The sequence below is a fragment of the Variovorax sp. 10N432 genome (genome assembly GCF_056394465.1).
In genome coordinates this window covers 25,850-43,884 of record NZ_JBFTHX010000035.1, presented here as the reverse complement: position 1 = coordinate 43,884, position 18,035 = coordinate 25,850, and the positions used below count along the sequence as shown (strand labels likewise).

Here is an 18,035-nt window from a genome sequence, read left to right as displayed (position 1 = left end):
TGCGCATCGGATTCAGCATGTTCGAGCCTCGCATGAAGTGGAGTGGGTTCATCGCCGTCATCGCTCGCGCGCCTAGCGCCGGCCTCCGCCGCCGCCGCGTCCGCCGCCACCACCGCCCCTCATGCCGCCGCCGCCACCGCCGCCGGCGCGCGCGCCACCGCCCGCATGGCCACCGCCGTAGGAACCGCCGCTCGGCCGTGCACCGCCGCCGGCATGCGCACCGCCACCCCCGTACCCACCGCCGCCCGCACGCGCCCCGCCGCCACCGGCCCCGCCCATCGACTGGCGGCTCGCGTTGCCGCGATCGGCCTGTTGCCGCGCCTGGGCGCCGCCATCGCCCGCGCCGCGCAGGGCATTGTCGGAGCCGCCCCGATGCTGGACCTGCTCGCGGCCGCCGGCGCCGCCCCGATCGAAGCCGCCGCCCTGTCCGCCCTGCCCGCCGCGGTCGAAGCCGCCGCCGGCCCCGCCCTGGCCGCCCCGCTGGCCGCCGCGGTCGACGGCCTGCTGCGCCCGTTCACGCGTGCCCGGATCGTTGCGCAGGTTCTCGCGACCCTGCCCCGGGTCCATGCCCCGCTGCTGCAGCGAGGACTGCGCCTGCTGCCGCTGCGCATCGCGGCCCGCGTTGTCGCGGCCGCGGTAGTCCTGGCGCTGGCCCGGATCGCCGGCGTTGCGGCCGTACTGCTGCTGGCTGCGCGAATCGCGGTAAGGCACGCCCTTGCGATTGGCGGCGTTGTGCTGGAAGTTGGTCTGGTTGGCCGCGATCTGGCGGTTGGTGTTGATGCTGTTGTAGCGGTTGACGTTGACGTTCACGTTGCCGCCGCCCCAGTTCGCATTGCCCCAGAGCGCACCCACGGCGGCCACGCCGACGCCGAAGGCGATGCCGGTGGCGAGCGCGGCGCCCGGGTAGTAGGCCGGGTAGGGCGGGTAGTAGTACGGCGGATAGGCCGGATAGGGCCAGGCGCCATAGACCACGGTCGGGTTGTAGGCCGGCACGTAGACCACTTCCGGGTTCGTGGGCTCGATCTTGATCACGGTCTGCTGCGTCTGCGGTTCCTGCTCGACGATCACCTTCTGTTGCTCGGTCGTCTTGAGGCTGCCCTGCTGCTGGGCCTTGGTCCGCAGCCGCTGGGCCGAGTCGAGCACGTCCTTGGACGAGGCCAGGAAGGCGTCGCCGAGGTTCTGCGTCCAGTCGGGCTGGTCGCCCATCATCTGGATCACCTGCGGGAAGGCGACCAGCGACTGCACGCTCGGGTCCCAGGGCTTGTCCTGCACCGCCTTCACGGCGGCATCACCCTGCTGCTTGGAATTCGCCTTCGACCATTTCGCGGCGTCGACCACGTCCGCTGGGTAGGTGGAGGCCATCAGCACCTGCGACAGCAGCGAATCCGGATAGAGCGCGATGGGCGCCATCATCTGGTCGAGCTGTTCCCGGCTGAAGGTGGGCGCCTGCTGCGCCGTCACCAGGGACGCCGACACCAGCAGCGAGATCGTCACTGCCAGCATGCGCGTGAAGCGGGTCGCAACAGAGAACATGGGCACTCCCTTTCAGGTTGGCAGCCAGCATACGGGGGTATGCCGGAGGCCGCAATTGGCTGACGGTAGGCAGTCGATGGGCAACTCACTACGATCGCGGGACGATCGATCGGAGACACGAATGAAGTTCATCATCACCTTCCTGCGGGTCGCGGCGTTGGGCGCCGCCCTGGTTGCCAGTGGCTGCTACTACCCGCCGCCCGCGTACCCCGTGACCGTGGGGGCCCCGGCCAGCTTCGACCGATCGTTCGCGGCCGCGGCCGGCGCGATGCGCGACCAGGGGCTGGCCATCGGCACCGAAGACCGCAGCGCCGGCATGATCATCGGAACGGCGGGCAGCGCCACGGTGTCGGCCAGCGTGCGCCAGCAGGCGGACGGCAGTGTCCGCGTCCAGTTCGACGCCACCGGCGCGCGCGATCCCGCGCTCATCGATCGGGTCTCGCGCAGCTACGACGCCCGCATGGGTCGCTGACCTCGCGCCGCTTGGGTGTGCGTTCGCCATCGCGCTAGACCCCGCCACCCAGGGCCAGGTACAGATTGGCCCGCTGGGCCAGCTGCTCGCTCTGCACCCGCAGCCTCGACGTCCGCGCCGCATAGAGCGCCAGCTGGCTCTGCTCGACCGTGCGCAGGTCCGCCGTGCCCACCTGGTATTGAATCCGCGCCAGCCGCAGCGCCTCCTCGTTGTCGCGGATCGCGGCCGTCAGGACGGCCTCGCGTTCGCGCAGGATCGATTCCGTGCCCAGCGCGGTCTCGACCTCGCTGAACGCCTTCTGACCCGCGCGCGCGTATTCGGCCACTGCCTGCTTCTGCTCGGCCGACCGGATCTCGACCTGGGCCCGCAGCGCGCCGCCCTGGTAGATCGGTGCAATCAGGTTCGCGCCCAGGCTCCACACCGGGCTGCTGACGTCCTTCAGGACGATCAGTTCGCTCGACACGTTGCTGCCGCCTGCAGTGAGCCTTATCTTCGGCAGCTGCGCGGCCTTGGCTTCGCCCACCCGATTGAAGGCGGCCGCCACGCGACGCTCGGCCGCGACCATGTCCGGCCGGCGCTCCAGCACTTCCGAGGGAACCCCGACAGGCAGCGGCGGCGGCATGCGCGACAGCTGGTCCGCGACCGCGATCTCCGCGCCCGGGTAGCGGCCGACCAGCAGCTCCAGCGCGCGCAAGGCCTGTTCGCGCGACAGCTCGACCTGCTTCAGCGTGTCGCGATAGCCGTTGACGCTCGCCCGCGCCTGCGCCGATGAAAGTGCCGTCCCGTTGCCGATCCGCAACCGGTCGTCGGCCAGGCGCATCAAGCCCTCGGAAGAGCTGAGCGAATCCTTCGCGATCGCCCGCTGCATGCCGGCCTCGACCGCCAGGAACCAGCTCTTCGCGACCATCGCGGCCAGCGACTGGCGCGCGTAGGCGTAGTCGGCCTCGGCCGCGGCGAGCTGCTCGCGCGAGGCCGCGCTTTCATAGCGCAGCCGGCCCCAGACATCGAGTTCGAGCGAGGCGTTCAGGAAGACGCCGTTCAGCCCGCCCCCGCCGCCCGACTTGTCGCCGCCCAGGGCGGCCACGCCGACCGACGGCAGCAGGCCGCCGGACGCCACCTTGACGTAGCCCGCCGCCTGCTCGACCCGGGCCGCGGCGACCCGCAGGTCGGCGTTGTAGGCCAGTGCTTCGTTCACGAGCGTGGTCAGCGCCGGCTCCTCGAAGGACGCGAGCCAACCGTCGGCCACCGGTGTCGAGACGCCGCCGCCGGCCCTGAATGCCTCGGGAATCGGCCCCTGCTGCAGCACCTCCTTGCGCAGGTCGTCGGTGGTCGGCGGCGGCTTGAGCGCGCAGCCCGCCAGCGCCGCCGCGAGCGGCGCCGCCAGGACCCAGGGACGAAGCGAGGGCATGGACATCAGTGCAGTTTCAGCACGAGGTAGTTGGTGATCGAGCCGACGCGCAGGATCACCATGCGCAGGATATGGATGGCCGCGACGTGTGCGGTGTAGATCGCGCCCTGCCCATCCGCGCCGGCGGCGAGGAAGAGCCCGGCGTCGGGCTCGTCGACGATCAGCTTGACCGGAAAGCGGCCCGGCACCTGCGGGAACGCGCCGGTCTGCGGCAGCGTGCCCGACTGCTGCACCTGCCCCTGGCCCTGCGCCCACACGATGGAGTCGACCGTCGCGCTGATGATGCGGCCTGGATAGGTCTTGAGCGTGAACTCCGCCTTGTCGCCCGGCTCGACCAGCCGCAGCTCGTTCTGGTCGAAGAGCGCGATCACCTGGTAGGTTTCCTCGACGAAACTCATCGCGGGCGCGAGCGGGACCGAGACCACGAAGGAGCCCGGCCGCAACTGCACATTGATCGCATAGCCATTGGAGGGCGCGTAGACGGCCGTCTGGTCGAGGTTCCATTGGGCATTGCCCAGCTCGGCCCGGCTGAGGTCGACTTGCGCCTTGGCGGTCGCGAGCTGCGCCCGCGATGTGGCGACCGACGCCTGCTCACCGTTGACCTGCGCCGCCAGCCGCTGGGAGACCTGCGTCTCGTTGGCGGCGGCGGTCGCGATCTGGCCCTGCAACTCGGCCAGCGTGGATTCGGCCTGCTCGAGGGCGAAGCGCTCGCCCGCGCCAGTGGCGACCAGTTCGCGGTTCTGGCGCACCCGCAGGCGGGCCAGTTCGAGCTTGGGCTGCAGCGCCTTGACCTGGCCGGTGGCGGCCTTCAGCTGCTCCTGCAGCTGGCGAGCGCCGGCCGAGGCATCGACCAGCGAGGCGCCGGCCGCTGCGAACTTCGCCTCGTCGGACGCCAGCTTGGCCTTGGCCGCGTTGAGTTCGTTCTCGTACTGGGTCGGGTCGATGCGAAACAGCAGCTCGCCCTTCTTCACCAGCCGGTTGGGCTCGACCGGCACCTCGAGCACACGGCCACGCACCTGCGGCACCACCTGCACCACGTACTTGAGCACGCGCACGTCGGCGGTCGACGGCGCGACGACGTTGAGCGTGAGGATCAGGATCGACAGCGCGACGATCGGGATGATCACCACCGTGACCTGCCACGCGGTGTTCCATGGCAGCCACTTCAGCTTGATGAAGATCAGCCAGACGAAGAAGGCATAGATGCCGAGGAGAAGGATGTCCATCAGGTGCTCGCGTCTCGGGTGGCGTCCGCCTCGGCGCGCCGCGCCTGCAGCGCCGCGGCCAGGTTCCGGCGCACCTGCTTGAGCTCGGCGGACAGCGCGCCCTTGGCCTCCATCGCATCGAGTTCCTCGCGCAGGTGCGCGATCTCGTGCTCCAGCAGCTCGCCCGCGTGCGCCTTCTCGCTCTGCTCGTGGAAGTAGTCGTCGTGCTTCTCGGTGCCGTAGGCGGCCTGGTAGCCCACCGGCTTGACGAAGGCCCACAGCCAGGCCAGCGGCCACAGCATGCCGCCGAACACCAGCGACAGCAGGCACAGCGTCTTGATGGCATCGCGCTGCGGGTGATGCCGCTTGTGCGCGATCTTCTCGGGCAGCACGTGCACCATCCAGAACAGCACGATCACGGCGATGGGCACGACGAAGACGACGAACCAGGCGATGCCGGTGGCGGCGGAGGCCAGCATGTCGGGCGGCAGGAAGGACGCATGCGCCGCCGGCGCCGCAATGAGTGCGCCGATGCCAAGCAGGCGCGGCGGATGGAGGCGCTTCGCCGCATGTTCCCTGAGTGCGAGAGTCATTTTTTTCCAATCAGGACCGGTTGCGAGCCATCGCCCGAAGCGTCACACGACCGGCCAGCGGCTAGGCGATTGAAGAGGGGCATCCGTTCGTTCCCGGTGGGGCGGCGTGGTCGGCTGCTCTTCAGTAACGCTCTTCGATGAAGCGCATCGGATGGTTGGACTCGCGGTAGCCGTCCGCCTTCTGCCGCTTGGGCAGCTTGATCTTCTCGCGATGCACCTCCCGGTATGGCACCTGACTCAGCAGGTGCGAAATGATGTTGAGGCGGGCCCGGCGCTTGTCGTCGGACCGCGCGACGTTCCACGGCGCGAACTCGGTGTCGGACGCCGCGAACATGTCGTCACGCGCGCGGGAGTAGTCGTACCAGCGGCTGTAGGACTTGAGGTCCATCGGCGTCAGCTTCCAGATCTTGCGCCCGTCGTCGATGCGCTCCTCGAGCCGCCGGGTCTGCTCCTCGGGACTCACCTCGAGCCAGTACTTGACGAGGATGATGCCGGAGTCGACCATCACCCGCTCGACCTTCGGGATCGCCTCGAGGAAGCCCTTGACGGCCTCGTCGCTGCAGAAACCCATGACCCGCTCGACACCCGCGCGGTTGTACCAGCTGCGGTCGAAGATGACCACCTCGCCGGCCGCCGGCAGGTGCGGCAGATAGCGCTGCACGTACATCTGGCTCTTCTCGCGCTCGGTGGGCGCGGACAGCGCGACCACCCGGAACACGCGCGGGCTCACGCGCTCGGTGATCGCCTTGATGGTGCCGCCCTTGCCCGCGCCGTCGCGCCCCTCGAACACGATGCACACCCTCAGGCCCTTGTGGACCACCCACTGCTGCAGCTTGACGAGTTCGACGTGCAGGCGTTCGAGCTCCTTGTCGTACTGCCGGCGGCCGAGCTTGCCCTTGGTCGTCTCGGCATCCTTGGGTTTGGCCTCGTCGTGCGCGGCAACGGCTTCGTGCTCCGGCTTGTCCGACGGTCGGTGTTTCTGGTCCATGGCAACCTCGCTCGTCATTGTTGTGCGTCGAACGTAGCGCAGCCGACCGGGGGCGCAAATCCTACTTTGGTCGGATTTCCCCGGCGGCGCTGCGCAGGCTCAGCCGGGGGCCGCCTCACCCGCCCAGCAGCGCCGGCACGATGTCGACGAACAGGATCTTGATGATCGTCATGCCCGGAAAGATCATCGCGTAGCCGATGTCCGGCTTGTCGGTGGGCGCCAGCTTGTTGGCATAGGCGAGGATGGCCGGATTGCCGCAAGCCCCGGCCACGATGCCGGCGACCTCGTCGTAGGGCATCTTGAAGACGCCCAGGCCCAGCAGCAGGATCGGCAGCACCAGCGCCACCACCACGATCGCGCCGAGGCCGAGCATCAGGAAGCCCGTCTGCGACACCGTGGCGGCGAACTTGGGCCCCGAGGCCATGCCCACCTGGGCCAGGAACAGCGTCAGGCCGAGGTTGCGCAGCACCAGATTGGCCGACAGCGGGATGGTCCAGTTCAGTCCGCCGGTGCGGCGCATCTTGCCGAGCACCAGCGCCACGATCAGCACGCCCGAAAGCCCCAGCGCTAGCTTGCCGACACCCGGCAGCGGGAAGTTGATCGCCCCGAGCAGAAAACCCAGCGCCATCCCGAAGCCGATCGAGATGTAGCTGAATTCGGCCGTGCCCTTGATCGAATCGCCGAAGAACTTGCGCAGCGCGGCGAAGTCGTCGCGGTGCGCCAGCATGCCGATGCGGTCGCCGAACTCCAGCACCAGGTCGGGCCTCGGCATGATGTCGGCGTCGCCGCGCCGGACCTGGACCAGCGCGCGGGGACGGCCCTCCGGCAATTTCAGGTCGCCGAGGCTGCGGCCGACCACAGCCGCACGCGAAGCGAAGATGCGCACGTAGTCGAGGTCGCGGCGGTCGCCGGTCACGCGGCCGTGATGGACCTCGCCGAGCTGCTTGGCGGCCTGCTCCAGCGCTTCGCGGCTCGGCCCCGTGACCAGCAGCACGTCGTTGGCCGCCAGCGCCATCGAGCGCGAGGCCGGCAGGTTGTGGTGCGCCCGCCGCAGCGCCGCGATGTCGATGCCCGCGGGCAGTCCGGCGAGCAGGTCGCCGATCGTCTTGCCCTTCAGCGCCGAGTCCTCGGGCGCGATCTCGAGCATCTCGATGCCGCCGCCCGTGGGCGCCTGGATCTTCGGCTTGAGGACCATGAAGCAGATGTACAAGAACAGGATCGGCCCCGCCACACCCAGCGGATAGGCCACCGAATAGCCCACCGCCGGATCGTCGTTGCCCAGCTGCACGATGGCGGCCTGCAAGGTCGGCGTGCTGGTGCCGGCACCCGCGAACAGTCCCAGCGCGTGCCCGAGCGGCAGGCTCGACAGCTTCATGAACAGCACGCTCACGATGCCGGACAGCAGCACGCCGGTGAGCGCGATCAGGTTGGCCCGGCGGCCGTTGGCGCTGGTCAACCCGACGAAGAACTGCTTGCCGTACTGCACGCCGACGGCATACAGGAACAGCGCCAGCCCCAGGGTTCCGACCATCGGCGCGGGCGCCGACTTCGGCGCCAGCCAGCCCATGAACAAGGCCACGAACAGCACCGCGCCGACGCCGAGCGAGAAGCCCTTGATGTTGACCTCGCCCAGCAGGTAGCCGAGCGCGATGGTGAGGAACAGCGCCATCATCGGCTGCTGCACGAGTATGTTGCTCAATGTCTCCAAGGTCTTCTCCTCGTTGTTCTTGGTTCTGGTCCGGGATTCGTTTCAGTAGACCGTGAGACCGCGGCTGCGGAACTGGCCGCGCACCCTTTCGGCGAGTTCCGGCGACGGCGGCTCGACGTCCTTCAGCGGGTAGTCGAGTCCGAGCCGCTGCCATTTGTCGCGCCCCATCTGGTGGAAGCGCAGGATCTCGACCCGCTCCAGCGACTTCAGCCCGGCGCACACCTCGGCCACCTTCTCGACGTTGTCGAATCCGTCGGTGAGGCCCGGCACCAGCACGTAGCGCACCCACATCGGCCGGCCCAGGTCGGAGAGCCGGCGCGCGTAGTCGAGTGTCGGCTGCAGCGGCTGCCCCGTGACCTGCTGGTAGATCGCCGGGTCGCCCGACTTGATGTCGAGCAGGTGCAGGTCGATCTGGCTCAGCTCCTCGTCCGTCATGCGCTCGCCCAGGCGGCCGGAGGTGTCGATGCAGGTGTGCAGCCCGAGCTGCTTGCTGCGCCTGAAGATCTGCATCGCGAACGCCTTCTGCACCATCGGCTCGCCGCCCGACAGCGTGATGCCGCCGCGGCTGATCTTCAGCACCTGCGCGTACTTCGCGATCTGCTGCATCGCCCGCGCCACCGTCACCGGCTTGCCGTTCTGGCGGTGCCAGGTGTCGGGGTTGTGGCAGTACTGGCAGCGCAGGAAGCAGCCCGTGAGAAAGGCGACGAAGCGGATGCCCGGCCCGTCGACGGTGCTGCCCACCTCCCAGGAGTGGACGTAGCCGACGATGTCCTCGCCGGTGTCCGGCGCCTGCTCGAGATCCGCCGCGTGGATCGTGTAGTAGTCCTGCGACTTGGTTTCCGCCGCCCACTTCCGCGCGACGTGCAGCTCGTAGCGGCTGCCGCTCAGTGACTGGCCCATGGGGTGCTCCGGGCCGGCCTACATCGCGCCGTGGAAGGTGCGGTTGATCACGTCGAGCTGCTGTTCCTTCGTGAGCTTGATGAAGTTCACCGCGTAGCCGGAGACGCGGATCGTGAGCTGCGGATAGTTCTCCGGATGGGCCATCGCGTCCTGCAAGGTCTCGCGGTTGAGCACGTTGATGTTGACGTGGAAGCCGCCGCTCGCGAAGTAGGCGTCGAGGGCGCCGGTGCCGCGCGTGAGGCGCTCCTCCTCGCTGCCGAGCGCCGAGGGCACCACCGAAAGCGTCAGCGAGATGCCGTCCTCCGCGTCGTCGTAGGGGATCTTGGCGACCGACATCAGCGCCGCCAGCGCACCGTGCGTGTCGCGCCCGTTGGACGGGTTCGCGCCCGGCGCGAACGGCTCGCCCTTCTTGCGGCCGTCCGGCGTGTTGCCCGTGCCCTTGCCGTAGACCACGTTCGAGGTGATCGTGAGCACCGACTGCGTGTGCACCGCATTGCGGTAGCTCGGGTACATGCGGATCTTGTTCATCATCATCGACACCAGCTCGGTCGCGATGCCGTCGGCCCGGTCGTCGTTGTTGCCGAAGCACGGGAAATCACCGGTCGTCTGGTAGTCGACGATGAGCCCGCGCTCGTCGCGCACCGGCCGCACCTGCGCGTAGCGGATCGCCGACAGGCTGTCGGCCGCGTGCGACAGGCCCGCGATGCCGCAGGCCAGCGTGCGCAGCACGTCGCGATCGTGCAGCGCCATCTCGATCGCCTCGTAGCAGTACTTGTCGTGCATGTAGTGGATGACGTTGAGCGCGTTGACGTAGGTCTTGGCGAGCCAGTCCAGCATCGGGTCCAGCCGCTTCATCACCTCGTCGTAGTCGAGCAGGTCGCCGGTGATGGGCGCGAGCATCGGCCCGACCTGCTCGCCGGTCAGCTCGTCGCGCCCGCCGTTGAGCGCGTAGAGCAGCGTTTTCGGCAGGTTGACCCGGGCGCCGAAGAACTGCATCTGCTTGCCCAGCCGCATCGCCGAGACGCAGCAGGCGATGGCGCAGTCGTCGCCCCACTTGGGGCGCATCAGGTCGTCGGATTCGTACTGGATCGAGCTGGTGTCGATCGAGATCTTGACCGCGAAGCGCTTGAAGCCCTCGGGCAGGCGCGGCGACCAGAACACCGTGAGGTTCGGCTCCGGCGCCGGCCCGAGGTTGTTGAGCGTGTGCAGCATGCGGAAGGCCGACTTGGTGACCAGCGTGCGGCCGTCCTCGCCCATGCCGCCTTCCACCTCCGTGACCCACACCGGGTCGCCGGAGAACAGCTGGTTGTATTCCGGGGCGCGCAGGAAGCGCACCAGCCGCCACTTGATGACCAGGTCGTCGATGATCTCCTGGGCCTGGGTTTCGGTCAGCGTGCCTTCGCGCAGGTCGCGCTCGAAGTAGATGTCCCAGAAGGTGGAGAGCCGGCCGGCGGACATCGCGGCGCCGTTCTGCTGCTTGATCGCGGCGAGGTAGGCGAAGTACGTCCACTGCACGGCCTCGCGCGCATTGTTGGCCGGCACGGAGATGTCGAAGCCGTAGCGCGACCCCATCTCCTTCAGCTCCTCGAGCGAGCGGATCTGCTCGGACAGTTCCTCGCGCAGGCGGATGGTCTCCTCGGTCGAATGGCGCTCGTCGAGTTCGTGCTTCTCGCGCGCCTTGTCGGCCAGCAGGAAGTCGACGCCGTAGAGCGCCACCCGGCGGTAGTCGCCGACGATGCGCCCGCGTCCGTAGGCGTCCGGCAGGCCGGTGATGACGTGCGACGAACGCGCCTTGCGGATCTCCGGCGTGTAGGCATCGAAGACGCCGGCGTTGTGGGTCTTGCGGTACTTGGTGAAGACGTCGACCAGCGCCGGGTCGGGCTCGTAGCCGTAGGCGCGCAAGCTGTCTTCGACCACGCGCCAGCCGCCGAAGGGCATGATCGCGCGCACCAGCGGCGCGTCGGTCTGCAGGCCGACGATGATCTCGTTGTCGCGGTCGATGTAGCCGGCCGCGTGCGCGAGGATGCCCGACGGCACCTGCGAGACGCCGAGGATGCCCTTCTCGCGCTCCTTCGCGAGCAGCGGCGCCAGGGTCTGCCACATGGTCTTGGTGCGCGCGGTCGGGCCTTGCAAGAAGGCGTGGTCGCCCTCGTAGGGCGTGTAGTTGCGCTGGATGAACTCGCGCACGTTGACGCGGTCCTGCCACATGCCGGGCGTGAAGCCGCGCCATGGGCCCGCGGCCTTGCGGGTCGACAGGTCGAATGCAAACTGGGTTTCCATTTTTGTCTCCTTTCAGGCTTCAGGCGCCGGTCGCGTCGTCGCGTTGTTGTTCAAGGGGGCCCTGCGATGGCTCCGCGGCCAGGTCGGCGGCCTCGCAGATCCGCACGAGTTCGGCGACCGAATGCACGCCCACCTTTTCCATGACGCGCCCACGGTGCTGCTTGACGGTCTGCTCCGCGATCAGCAGGTCGGCCGCGATCTGCTTGTTCAGGCGCCCCCTGACCACATGGCGCATGATTTCGCGCTCGCGCGGCGACAGGCGGGCGATCCTCTCCTTGGCCGCGTCCTGCGCCAGCGCCTGCCGGCGCTCGCCGGCGTGGCGCTCGACCGCGCGGCGCAGCGCCGCGAGCAGGACCTCGCCGTCCACCGGCTTCTCGAGGAAGTCCGCCGCGCCGCGCTTCATCGCGTCGACGCCGGCCGCGACATCGCTGCGCCCGGTGATGAAGATGACCGGCGGCGCGCAGCCGCCTTCGAGCAGGCGCCGATGCAGTTGCGGCCCGAAGAGGCCCGGCATCTGCACGTCGAGCAGGATGCAGGCCGGCTCGCCCGCCGGAGGGTTGCCGAGGAACTCCTCGGCCGAGGCATAGCCGACGCCGCGCCAGCCGGCCCCGTCGAGCAGGCGCAGCAGGCTGCCGCGCACCTCGGGGTCGTCGTCGATGACGCACACCACCGCCTCCCCGCCGGCCTGGCTCGCGGGGACGGCGGCGGCGGCCATGGGCTCGTCGCGCGCCGGCTGCGACGCATCGCGATCGAGCGCGGCCGCCGGCAGTTCGACGCTGAATGTGGCGCCGCCTTCCGGGTTCGACTCGGCCCAGATGCGGCCGCCGTGCGCCTCGACGATGGAGCGGCAGATGGCGAGCCCGAGGCCCAGTCCGTCCTGCCCGGTGGTCCAGAAGGGCTCGAAGATCGAACCCAGGTCCTGCGGTGCGATGCCCTTGCCGGCGTCGCGCACCGACATCCGTACCTTGCCTTCTTCGCCCCGCGACACCTGAAGCCGGACCCGGCGCGACGCCGGCGGTGCGTCCCGCACCGCCGCGGCCGCATTGAGCAGCAGGTTGAGGCCCACCTGTTCCATCTGCACCTTGTCCGCCAGCACCCAGCAGGCGGGGTCGAAGGCGGTCTCGAGGCGCACGCCGTGGCCCGCGAACTCGCTGTCCAGCAGGCGCTCGGCCTCGCCCAGTGCGGCCGCGAGGTCGATGCGCTCGCGCCGGGTCTCGTCGCGGCGGATCAGGGCCCGCATGGTGCGGATGGTCTCGGCCGCGCGCTTGCCTTCGCGCACCACCGATCCGAGGATGTCCCGGATCGCCTCGGGCGCCGCATCCCCGCGCGCGAGGTACTGGAGCCCGGCCTGGGCGTTGCTGAGGATGGCCGCGAGCGGCTGGTTGACCTCGTGGGCGATCGCCGCGGTGAGCGCGCCCACGCGCTGCACGCGGTCGGCATGCCAGATGCGATGGCGCAGCTGCCGCACTTCCTCCTCCGCGCGCGCGAGGGCGACCGAACTGCCGAGCAGGTCGCCGACGATGCGCAGCCTGTCGACCATCTCGGGAGGCCAGCTGCGCTCCCTGCGGACGGCGGCGAACGACAGCACGCTGGTCACCCGCCCGCCGATGCGCACCGGGATCGAGATGTGCGAGCGCAGGCCGGTGCGCCGGCAGTGCTCGGCCTCCTCGATCGCCTCGGGCGGCAGTTCGTCCGGCAGGTTCGACAGCGCCACGATGCGGCCGCTTCGCAGCGCGTCGATGAACCAGCGGAACGGTTGCTGGAACCGGCCGCGGGGCAAGGCACCGAAATCGGCCGAGCCCACGGAGCACAGCACGTTCAGGTAGTCGCCGGCGACGAACTCGGAGAAGGTGCAGCGGTCACAGTCGAGGAACGCGAGCAGCCGGCTCAGCGCCCATTCGGTGCGGGCCAGGACATCGGGCTCCGCGATGTCGCCCAGGCGCTCGGACAGCTGGGCCAGCAGGCGCTCGAAGGCGTGCCGCTCCAGCAGAACGGCTTCCGCCCGCCCTTGGGCAGCGTGGACGCCCGTAGCCGAACTGGCCTGTGCCTGGCGCATCGATTCCTCCTCGCGTGGATCGCGGGTTGTCGTACATGGCAGCCTGTCGCAGCGCCACCCGCAACGCGCCAGGCGTGCCGAGGGCCGGAATTCCGCACGATGATGATTCCCGACCTCGATCCCTGTCAAGCGAAGAGCAGGGCCCGTGCCGCACTCAGTTCGGCGCACTTCGGCCATCGCCCTGCATCACCCATTCGATCGAATCGAGCAGGGCCGCCGCATCGACCGGCTTGCGGAAGAAAGACTGGGCCCCCAACTCCCGCGCCAGCTGCCGCGCCGTCGGATCGTCGCTCGATGACAGGGCGATGACAGGCAGCACCCTGGCGACCGCCAGCAGCGCATTGCGCACCGCCAGCTCGCACTGCCGCGCCCCCCAGACGTCGAGCAGCACGCAGGCGACACGCATCCCGCGCGCCTGGTCCAGGAATTCCGGCACCGAGGCGCAGGGCCGCGCCTCCAGGCCCGCGGAGTCCATCAGGCGCGACATGCCTTCGCGCACGGAAGCGTCGCCATCCACGACATAGACGATCCGGACGCTGGCTGACTTCGACATGGGCCGTCGCCTCCCTGGTCGGCACTAGAGGAAACGCTCGGCGTTGGCGAGCGGGTCCGCCTCGGCGGGCAGCTCGGCCAGCGGGCAGCGTACGATGGCGATCACCGCGACCACGCCCTCGCCGATGGCGAGTTCGGACAGCGTGAATGCGTTGACCGGCCCCGAGTGGGCGTCGTCCACGCGCACCCCCATCCGGCTCAGCCGCATCGGCGTGCGCTGCAGGCTCACATGCTGCTCGGGGTGGTCCAGGATGGCCTTGATGTGGCCGGTGTAGCTGGCCATCGTGGCGACGCTGGCCTTGGTCTCGATGTAGTCGTGCACCGTCTCGTTGAGCTCGCGCTCCAGCGCGGCCATCTTCGAGCGCGTGTCCACCGTGTCTTCCAGCAGGCCGGCCGCGCCATCCACCGCCAGCTTCACCAGCCGCAGCCGGGCGGCGAGCCAGGCCTTGCGCTCGCCGAGATCGGCCGCCTTCATGTCGAGGTCCACGATGCGCTTGAGCGCCTGCTGGGACAGGCGGCGGATGATGCGGCGCCCGACCTCCAGCCGCGTCGCTTCGAGCGTGGYCGAGGGCGCGAACAGCCGGTGGCCCGAGAAGCTGACCGTGACCTGCGGCACCTCGTGCTGCACCCGGTCGCCGTCCTGCTTGGGCGCCAGCACGGTGCGCTCCTCCTTCTTCATCGCCAGCAGCGCATAGGCCTCCCCGAGCTCGCGCTGCGAAGGCACGCCGAAGAAGGCGCGCAGCTCCTTGCTGCGGCCCAGGAATGCCGGCACGTCGTCGGCCGAGGCAAAGAACGCGTTCAGCCGCGGATCGTCGTTCCAGCTCGAGCGGGAGAGCAGCAGCGGCTCCAGGGGCTGGCGGCCGATCTCGCGCAGGTGGGCGATGGTCTTGCGCACGCAGCCCTCGAGCTTCTCGGCGTAGCGCGACTGCAGGCGAATGCGCGCATCCACCGTCTCGACCACCAGCTCGGTCATGTCGGCGACGAGCTGCTTCTCGGCCGCGTCGTCTGGCGGCGCGCCATCGCGCCCGAACAGGGCCGAGGCCACGCGATCGAACAACGCGCTCAGGTCCATGGCGGCGCGCTACCAGTCCATCTTGGGCACCCAGGCGCGCAGCACGCGGCCCTGGTAGGAGCGCCCGTTGATGCGCTGCGCCAGGGCCTCGACCTGCGCGCGCGGCATGTCGACGTCGATCAGCGCGCTCGGCGTGCCGGTCTCGTTGACCAGCCGGATCTTGTCGGCCTGCGCGAAGGCGCTGAGCGCCTCGCGAATGCCTTCCTCGGTGACGTCGTCGGGCAGGTTTCCGATGACGATGTGCACTTGTTGTTGCATGTGTCGTCCTTCGATGCAAGCGGCAGCGGGTCGACCGGGAGGTGGCCGCACGAATGGAGGCCCTACGCTAGTCCCTGCCCGACGGGCCGAAAATCCTACTTTGGTTGGATTCACATGCCGCGCGGCGCAGGCGCAAGCTCAAGCTACCCGAATCCGCCCGGCGACAGCCCGCCGCGGCCCGAATCCCAGCCGACCGACTCATGAATGCAGCCGAGTACCTTGCGTTAGAAACCCTGCGCGATGGCCGACCCGTTCGCATCCGCGCGCTGAAGCCGGCGGACCGCGAGTCGATGCTCGCGGCGGTGGATCGCATCGGCGACGCCTCGCTCTACCGCCGCTTCTTCTCGCCCAAGCACCACTTCACCGACACCGAGATCGACTACTACATCAACGTGGATTTCGTCAGCCACGTTGCACTCGTCGCCGAACTGGAGGAGAACGGCGAACCGGTGATCGCCGGCGGCGGCCGCTACATCGTCTCGGCGCCGGGCTGCGCGGAGATGGCTTTCGCGGTCGACGACCCGCACCACGGACTCGGCATCGGCACGCTGCTGATGCGCCACCTGGCGCTGATCGCCAAGGCGGCGCGGCTGCACACGCTGAAGGCCGAAGTGCTGGCGGACAACGCGCCGATGCTGGCCGTGTTCAGGCGCAGCGGGCTGCCGATCACCCTGGCGCGCGACGGTGGCGTGACGCTGGTGCACATGGATTGCCGCCACGAATCTGAAACACAGGGCGAGGACGATCGGCCTTCGCCTCCAGGAGTGCATTGATGGCCAACAAAGCCCCTCCCCCTTCCGCCTCTTTCCCTTCTTCCCCACTGTGGGCGATGCAGGCCGCGCAGGCCGCCGCCGAATACGGCATCGATGCCTGGCAGCGCAGCATCCTCACCATGGACGTGCTGCGCGAGCGCGGCAACCAATACCTCGAGCACACCAAGTCCGGCAAGCCGCCGGTGCTGGTGTTCGACTACGACACGGTGCTCGACGCGCGCGATTTCCCGAAGCCCGCGAACTACGCGCTGGTGCGCATCAAGCCCGATGCCAGCCATGCGAAGACCGACGCGAAGAAGCGGCCCTTCGTGGTGATCGACCCGCGCGCCGGCCACGGCCCGGGCATCGGCGGCTTCAAGATGGACAGCGAAATCGGCATCGCGCTCCAGCACGGCCATCCCTGCTATTTCGTGATGTTCTTTCCGTACCCGATGCCGGGCCAGACCATCGAGTCGGTCTGCGCCGCCGAGATCGCCTTCATGAAGAAGGTCAACGAGCTGCATCCGGACGCCGACGGCAAGCCCTTCGTCATCGGCAACTGCCAGGGCGGCTGGGCGCTCATCATGCTCGCCGCGCTGGCGCCGCAGCATGTGGGCCCGCTGCTGCTGGCCGGGTCGCCGGTCTCCTACTGGGCCGGCGTCGAGGGCAAGAACCCGATGCGCTATTCGGGCGGCCTGCTCGGCGGCACCTGGCTGGCCTCGCTGGCCGGCGACCTCGGGCACGGCAAGTTCGACGGCGCCTACCTGGTCAACAACTTCGAGGGCCTCAATCCCGCCAACACCTACTGGAGCAAGCTCTACAACCTCTACGCGCAGGTGGACACCGAGCGCGAGCGCTTCCTCGAGTTCGAGAAGTGGTGGGGCGGCCTCTTCCTCATGAACAAGGAAGAGATGGAGTGGATCACGAAGAACCTCTTCGTCGGCAACAAGCTCTCGGCCGGGGAGGTCGAATCCTTCGACGGCAAGCACCGCGTGGACATCCGCAACATCCGCACGCCGATCGTCGTGTTCGCCTCCTGGGGCGACAACATCACGCCGCCGCAGCAGGCGCTGAACTGGATCCCGGACGCCTATGCGAGCGTGGACGAGATCCGGCTCAACGAGCAGACCATCGTCTACTGCCTGCACGAGAAGATCGGCCACCTCGGCATCTTCGTCTCGGCCGGCGTGGCGAAGCGCGAAACCTCGGAACTGGCGAGCGCGCTCGACCTCATCGAGACCCTGCCGCCCGGCCTCTACGAGGCCGTGATCCAGGACACCCAGCCCGACATGCCCGGCCTGGCCTACCTGGAAGGGCGCTACCTGATCCAGTTCGTGCCGCGCACCATCGAGGACATCCTGGCCTTCGACGACGGCCGCGAGGACGAGAAAGCCTTCGAGGTGGTCGACCGCGTGGCGCAGATCAACCAGGGGCTCTACGACACCTTCGCCTCGCCGCTGGTCAAGGCCATGAGCAGCGAGACGAGTGCCGAGCTGTCGCGGGCCACCAATCCGTCGCGGATGGAGCGCTGGGGCTTCTCCAACCTCAACCCGTGGATGTTCTGGGTCCAGGCGATGGCCGAGAACGTGCGCGCGAATCGACGCGCGGCCGCGCCCGACAACCCCTTCACCAAGGCCGAGCGCGAGGTGTCCGGCCGCATCGAGCAATCGCTCGACCGCGTGCGCGATGCCAAGGATGCGATGTCGGAGCGCATGTTCAAGGCCATCTACGAGGCGCCCTGGCTCGCCGCGGCCGTCGGCCTGGGCGCCGACGCGCTGGGCCGGCGCGGGCCGCCCTCGGCCACCTGGGAGCAGGACGAGCTGAAACGCCTCAAGCGGCAGGAGATCGAATCGCAGTTCGAATCCGGCTCGGTGCTCGATGCATGGGCACGGATGTTGCTCTACGTGCGGCGCGAGGAAAACGTGGTCGACGAACGTCCCTACAACCTGATGCGCCGCATGATCGACGAGATGGATCCCGAGCACCGGCCCGCGCTGGCCGCCGTCAAGGCGGCGATCAAGCGGCAGGCCTTCGTCCTCGCGCTCGACGAGGAACGCGCCATCGCCGCGCTGCCGGCGCTGGTGCCCGAGATGCACCTTCGCCGCAAGGGCGTCGAGGCTGCGCGCAAGGTGGCGGGCGCGCGCGGCAAGCTGTCGGCGCACCAGGAGGAGCGCTTCCGGCGGCTGGCGAGCGTCTTGTCCCTGGATGCGCCGGTGCGCCCGAGGAGAGCGGCATGAGCCCCCGCCCGGCCGTTCCGA

At 69.1% G+C, this 18,035-nt stretch carries 15 protein-coding genes; 3 read left to right on the top strand and 12 right to left on the bottom strand.

The annotated features are described in order from the left end of the window. Positions 1 to 72: 72 nt before the first annotated feature. A complete protein-coding gene (locus AC1DF3_RS28835; RefSeq protein ID WP_478141644.1) occupies positions 73 to 1,533 on the bottom strand; it encodes a DUF3300 domain-containing protein in 1,461 nt (486 codons plus the stop codon). A gap of 121 nt (positions 1,534 to 1,654) precedes the next feature. Between AC1DF3_RS28835 and AC1DF3_RS28830 the strand changes: the two genes are divergently transcribed. Continuing rightward, positions 1,655 to 2,005, top strand: coding sequence for a hypothetical protein (locus AC1DF3_RS28830; protein WP_286520631.1), 351 nt, complete (start codon positions 1,655 to 1,657; stop codon positions 2,003 to 2,005). A 34-nt stretch (positions 2,006 to 2,039) separates the two neighbouring features. Here the strand turns inward: AC1DF3_RS28830 and AC1DF3_RS28825 are convergent, their stop codons facing one another. From AC1DF3_RS28825 to AC1DF3_RS28775, 11 genes are all read right to left on the bottom strand, one after another. Then, the gene (locus AC1DF3_RS28825; RefSeq protein WP_478141643.1) at positions 2,040 to 3,413 is read right to left on the bottom strand and encodes a TolC family protein; all 1,374 of its coding nucleotides are present in this window, start codon (positions 3,411 to 3,413) and stop codon (positions 2,040 to 2,042) included. Positions 3,414 to 3,418: 5 nt separating this feature from the next. Further along, positions 3,419 to 4,639, bottom strand: a complete 1,221-nt coding sequence (locus AC1DF3_RS28820; protein ID WP_478141642.1) for an HlyD family secretion protein — start codon at positions 4,637 to 4,639, stop codon at positions 3,419 to 3,421. Further along, on the bottom strand, positions 4,639 to 5,211 hold the full coding sequence (locus AC1DF3_RS28815; protein WP_478141641.1) for a DUF3302 domain-containing protein: 573 nt from the start codon (positions 5,209 to 5,211) through the stop codon (positions 4,639 to 4,641). The genes AC1DF3_RS28820 and AC1DF3_RS28815 overlap by 1 nt, the downstream gene beginning before the upstream one ends. Before the next feature lie 121 nt (positions 5,212 to 5,332). Continuing rightward, the gene (gene ppk2 / locus AC1DF3_RS28810; RefSeq protein ID WP_478141640.1) at positions 5,333 to 6,199 is read right to left on the bottom strand and encodes a polyphosphate kinase 2; all 867 of its coding nucleotides are present in this window, start codon (positions 6,197 to 6,199) and stop codon (positions 5,333 to 5,335) included. Between the two features lie 115 nt (positions 6,200 to 6,314). Next, positions 6,315 to 7,907 (bottom strand): aspartate:alanine exchanger family transporter, encoded by a 1,593-nt coding sequence (locus tag AC1DF3_RS28805; protein WP_478141639.1) that lies wholly within the window; start codon positions 7,905 to 7,907, stop codon positions 6,315 to 6,317. 42 nt (positions 7,908 to 7,949) lie between these two features. After that, on the bottom strand, positions 7,950 to 8,807 hold the full coding sequence (pflA, locus tag AC1DF3_RS28800; protein ID WP_478141638.1) for a pyruvate formate-lyase-activating protein: 858 nt from the start codon (positions 8,805 to 8,807) through the stop codon (positions 7,950 to 7,952). Positions 8,808 to 8,825: 18 nt separating this feature from the next. Beyond that, complete coding sequence (pflB, locus tag AC1DF3_RS28795; RefSeq protein WP_478141637.1) at positions 8,826 to 11,087, bottom strand: formate C-acetyltransferase; 2,262 nt, start codon at positions 11,085 to 11,087, stop codon at positions 8,826 to 8,828. Positions 11,088 to 11,106: 19 nt separating this feature from the next. Further along, positions 11,107 to 13,143, bottom strand: coding sequence for an ATP-binding protein (locus AC1DF3_RS28790; RefSeq protein WP_478141636.1), 2,037 nt, complete (start codon positions 13,141 to 13,143; stop codon positions 11,107 to 11,109). Positions 13,144 to 13,297: 154 nt separating this feature from the next. Next, entirely contained in the window at positions 13,298 to 13,696 is a 399-nt protein-coding gene (locus AC1DF3_RS28785) for a response regulator (protein ID WP_478141635.1), read from the bottom strand. Between the two features lie 24 nt (positions 13,697 to 13,720). Beyond that, positions 13,721 to 14,767, bottom strand: coding sequence for a hypothetical protein (locus AC1DF3_RS28780; protein WP_478141634.1), 1,047 nt, complete (start codon positions 14,765 to 14,767; stop codon positions 13,721 to 13,723). Between the two features lie 9 nt (positions 14,768 to 14,776). After that, positions 14,777 to 15,025, bottom strand: coding sequence for an RNA recognition motif domain-containing protein (locus AC1DF3_RS28775; RefSeq protein WP_286520646.1), 249 nt, complete (start codon positions 15,023 to 15,025; stop codon positions 14,777 to 14,779). Between the two features lie 200 nt (positions 15,026 to 15,225). Here AC1DF3_RS28775 and AC1DF3_RS28770 point away from each other — a divergent pair, with 200 nt between their 5' ends. Together AC1DF3_RS28770 and AC1DF3_RS28765 are read left to right on the top strand one after the other, a co-directional pair. Continuing rightward, the gene (locus tag AC1DF3_RS28770) at positions 15,226 to 15,798 is read left to right on the top strand and encodes a GNAT family N-acetyltransferase (RefSeq protein ID WP_286530836.1); all 573 of its coding nucleotides are present in this window, start codon (positions 15,226 to 15,228) and stop codon (positions 15,796 to 15,798) included. Beyond that, a complete protein-coding gene (locus tag AC1DF3_RS28765; protein WP_478141633.1) occupies positions 15,798 to 18,014 on the top strand; it encodes a DUF3141 domain-containing protein in 2,217 nt (738 codons plus the stop codon). The genes AC1DF3_RS28770 and AC1DF3_RS28765 overlap by 1 nt, the downstream gene beginning before the upstream one ends. Positions 18,015 to 18,035 lie beyond the last annotated feature (21 nt).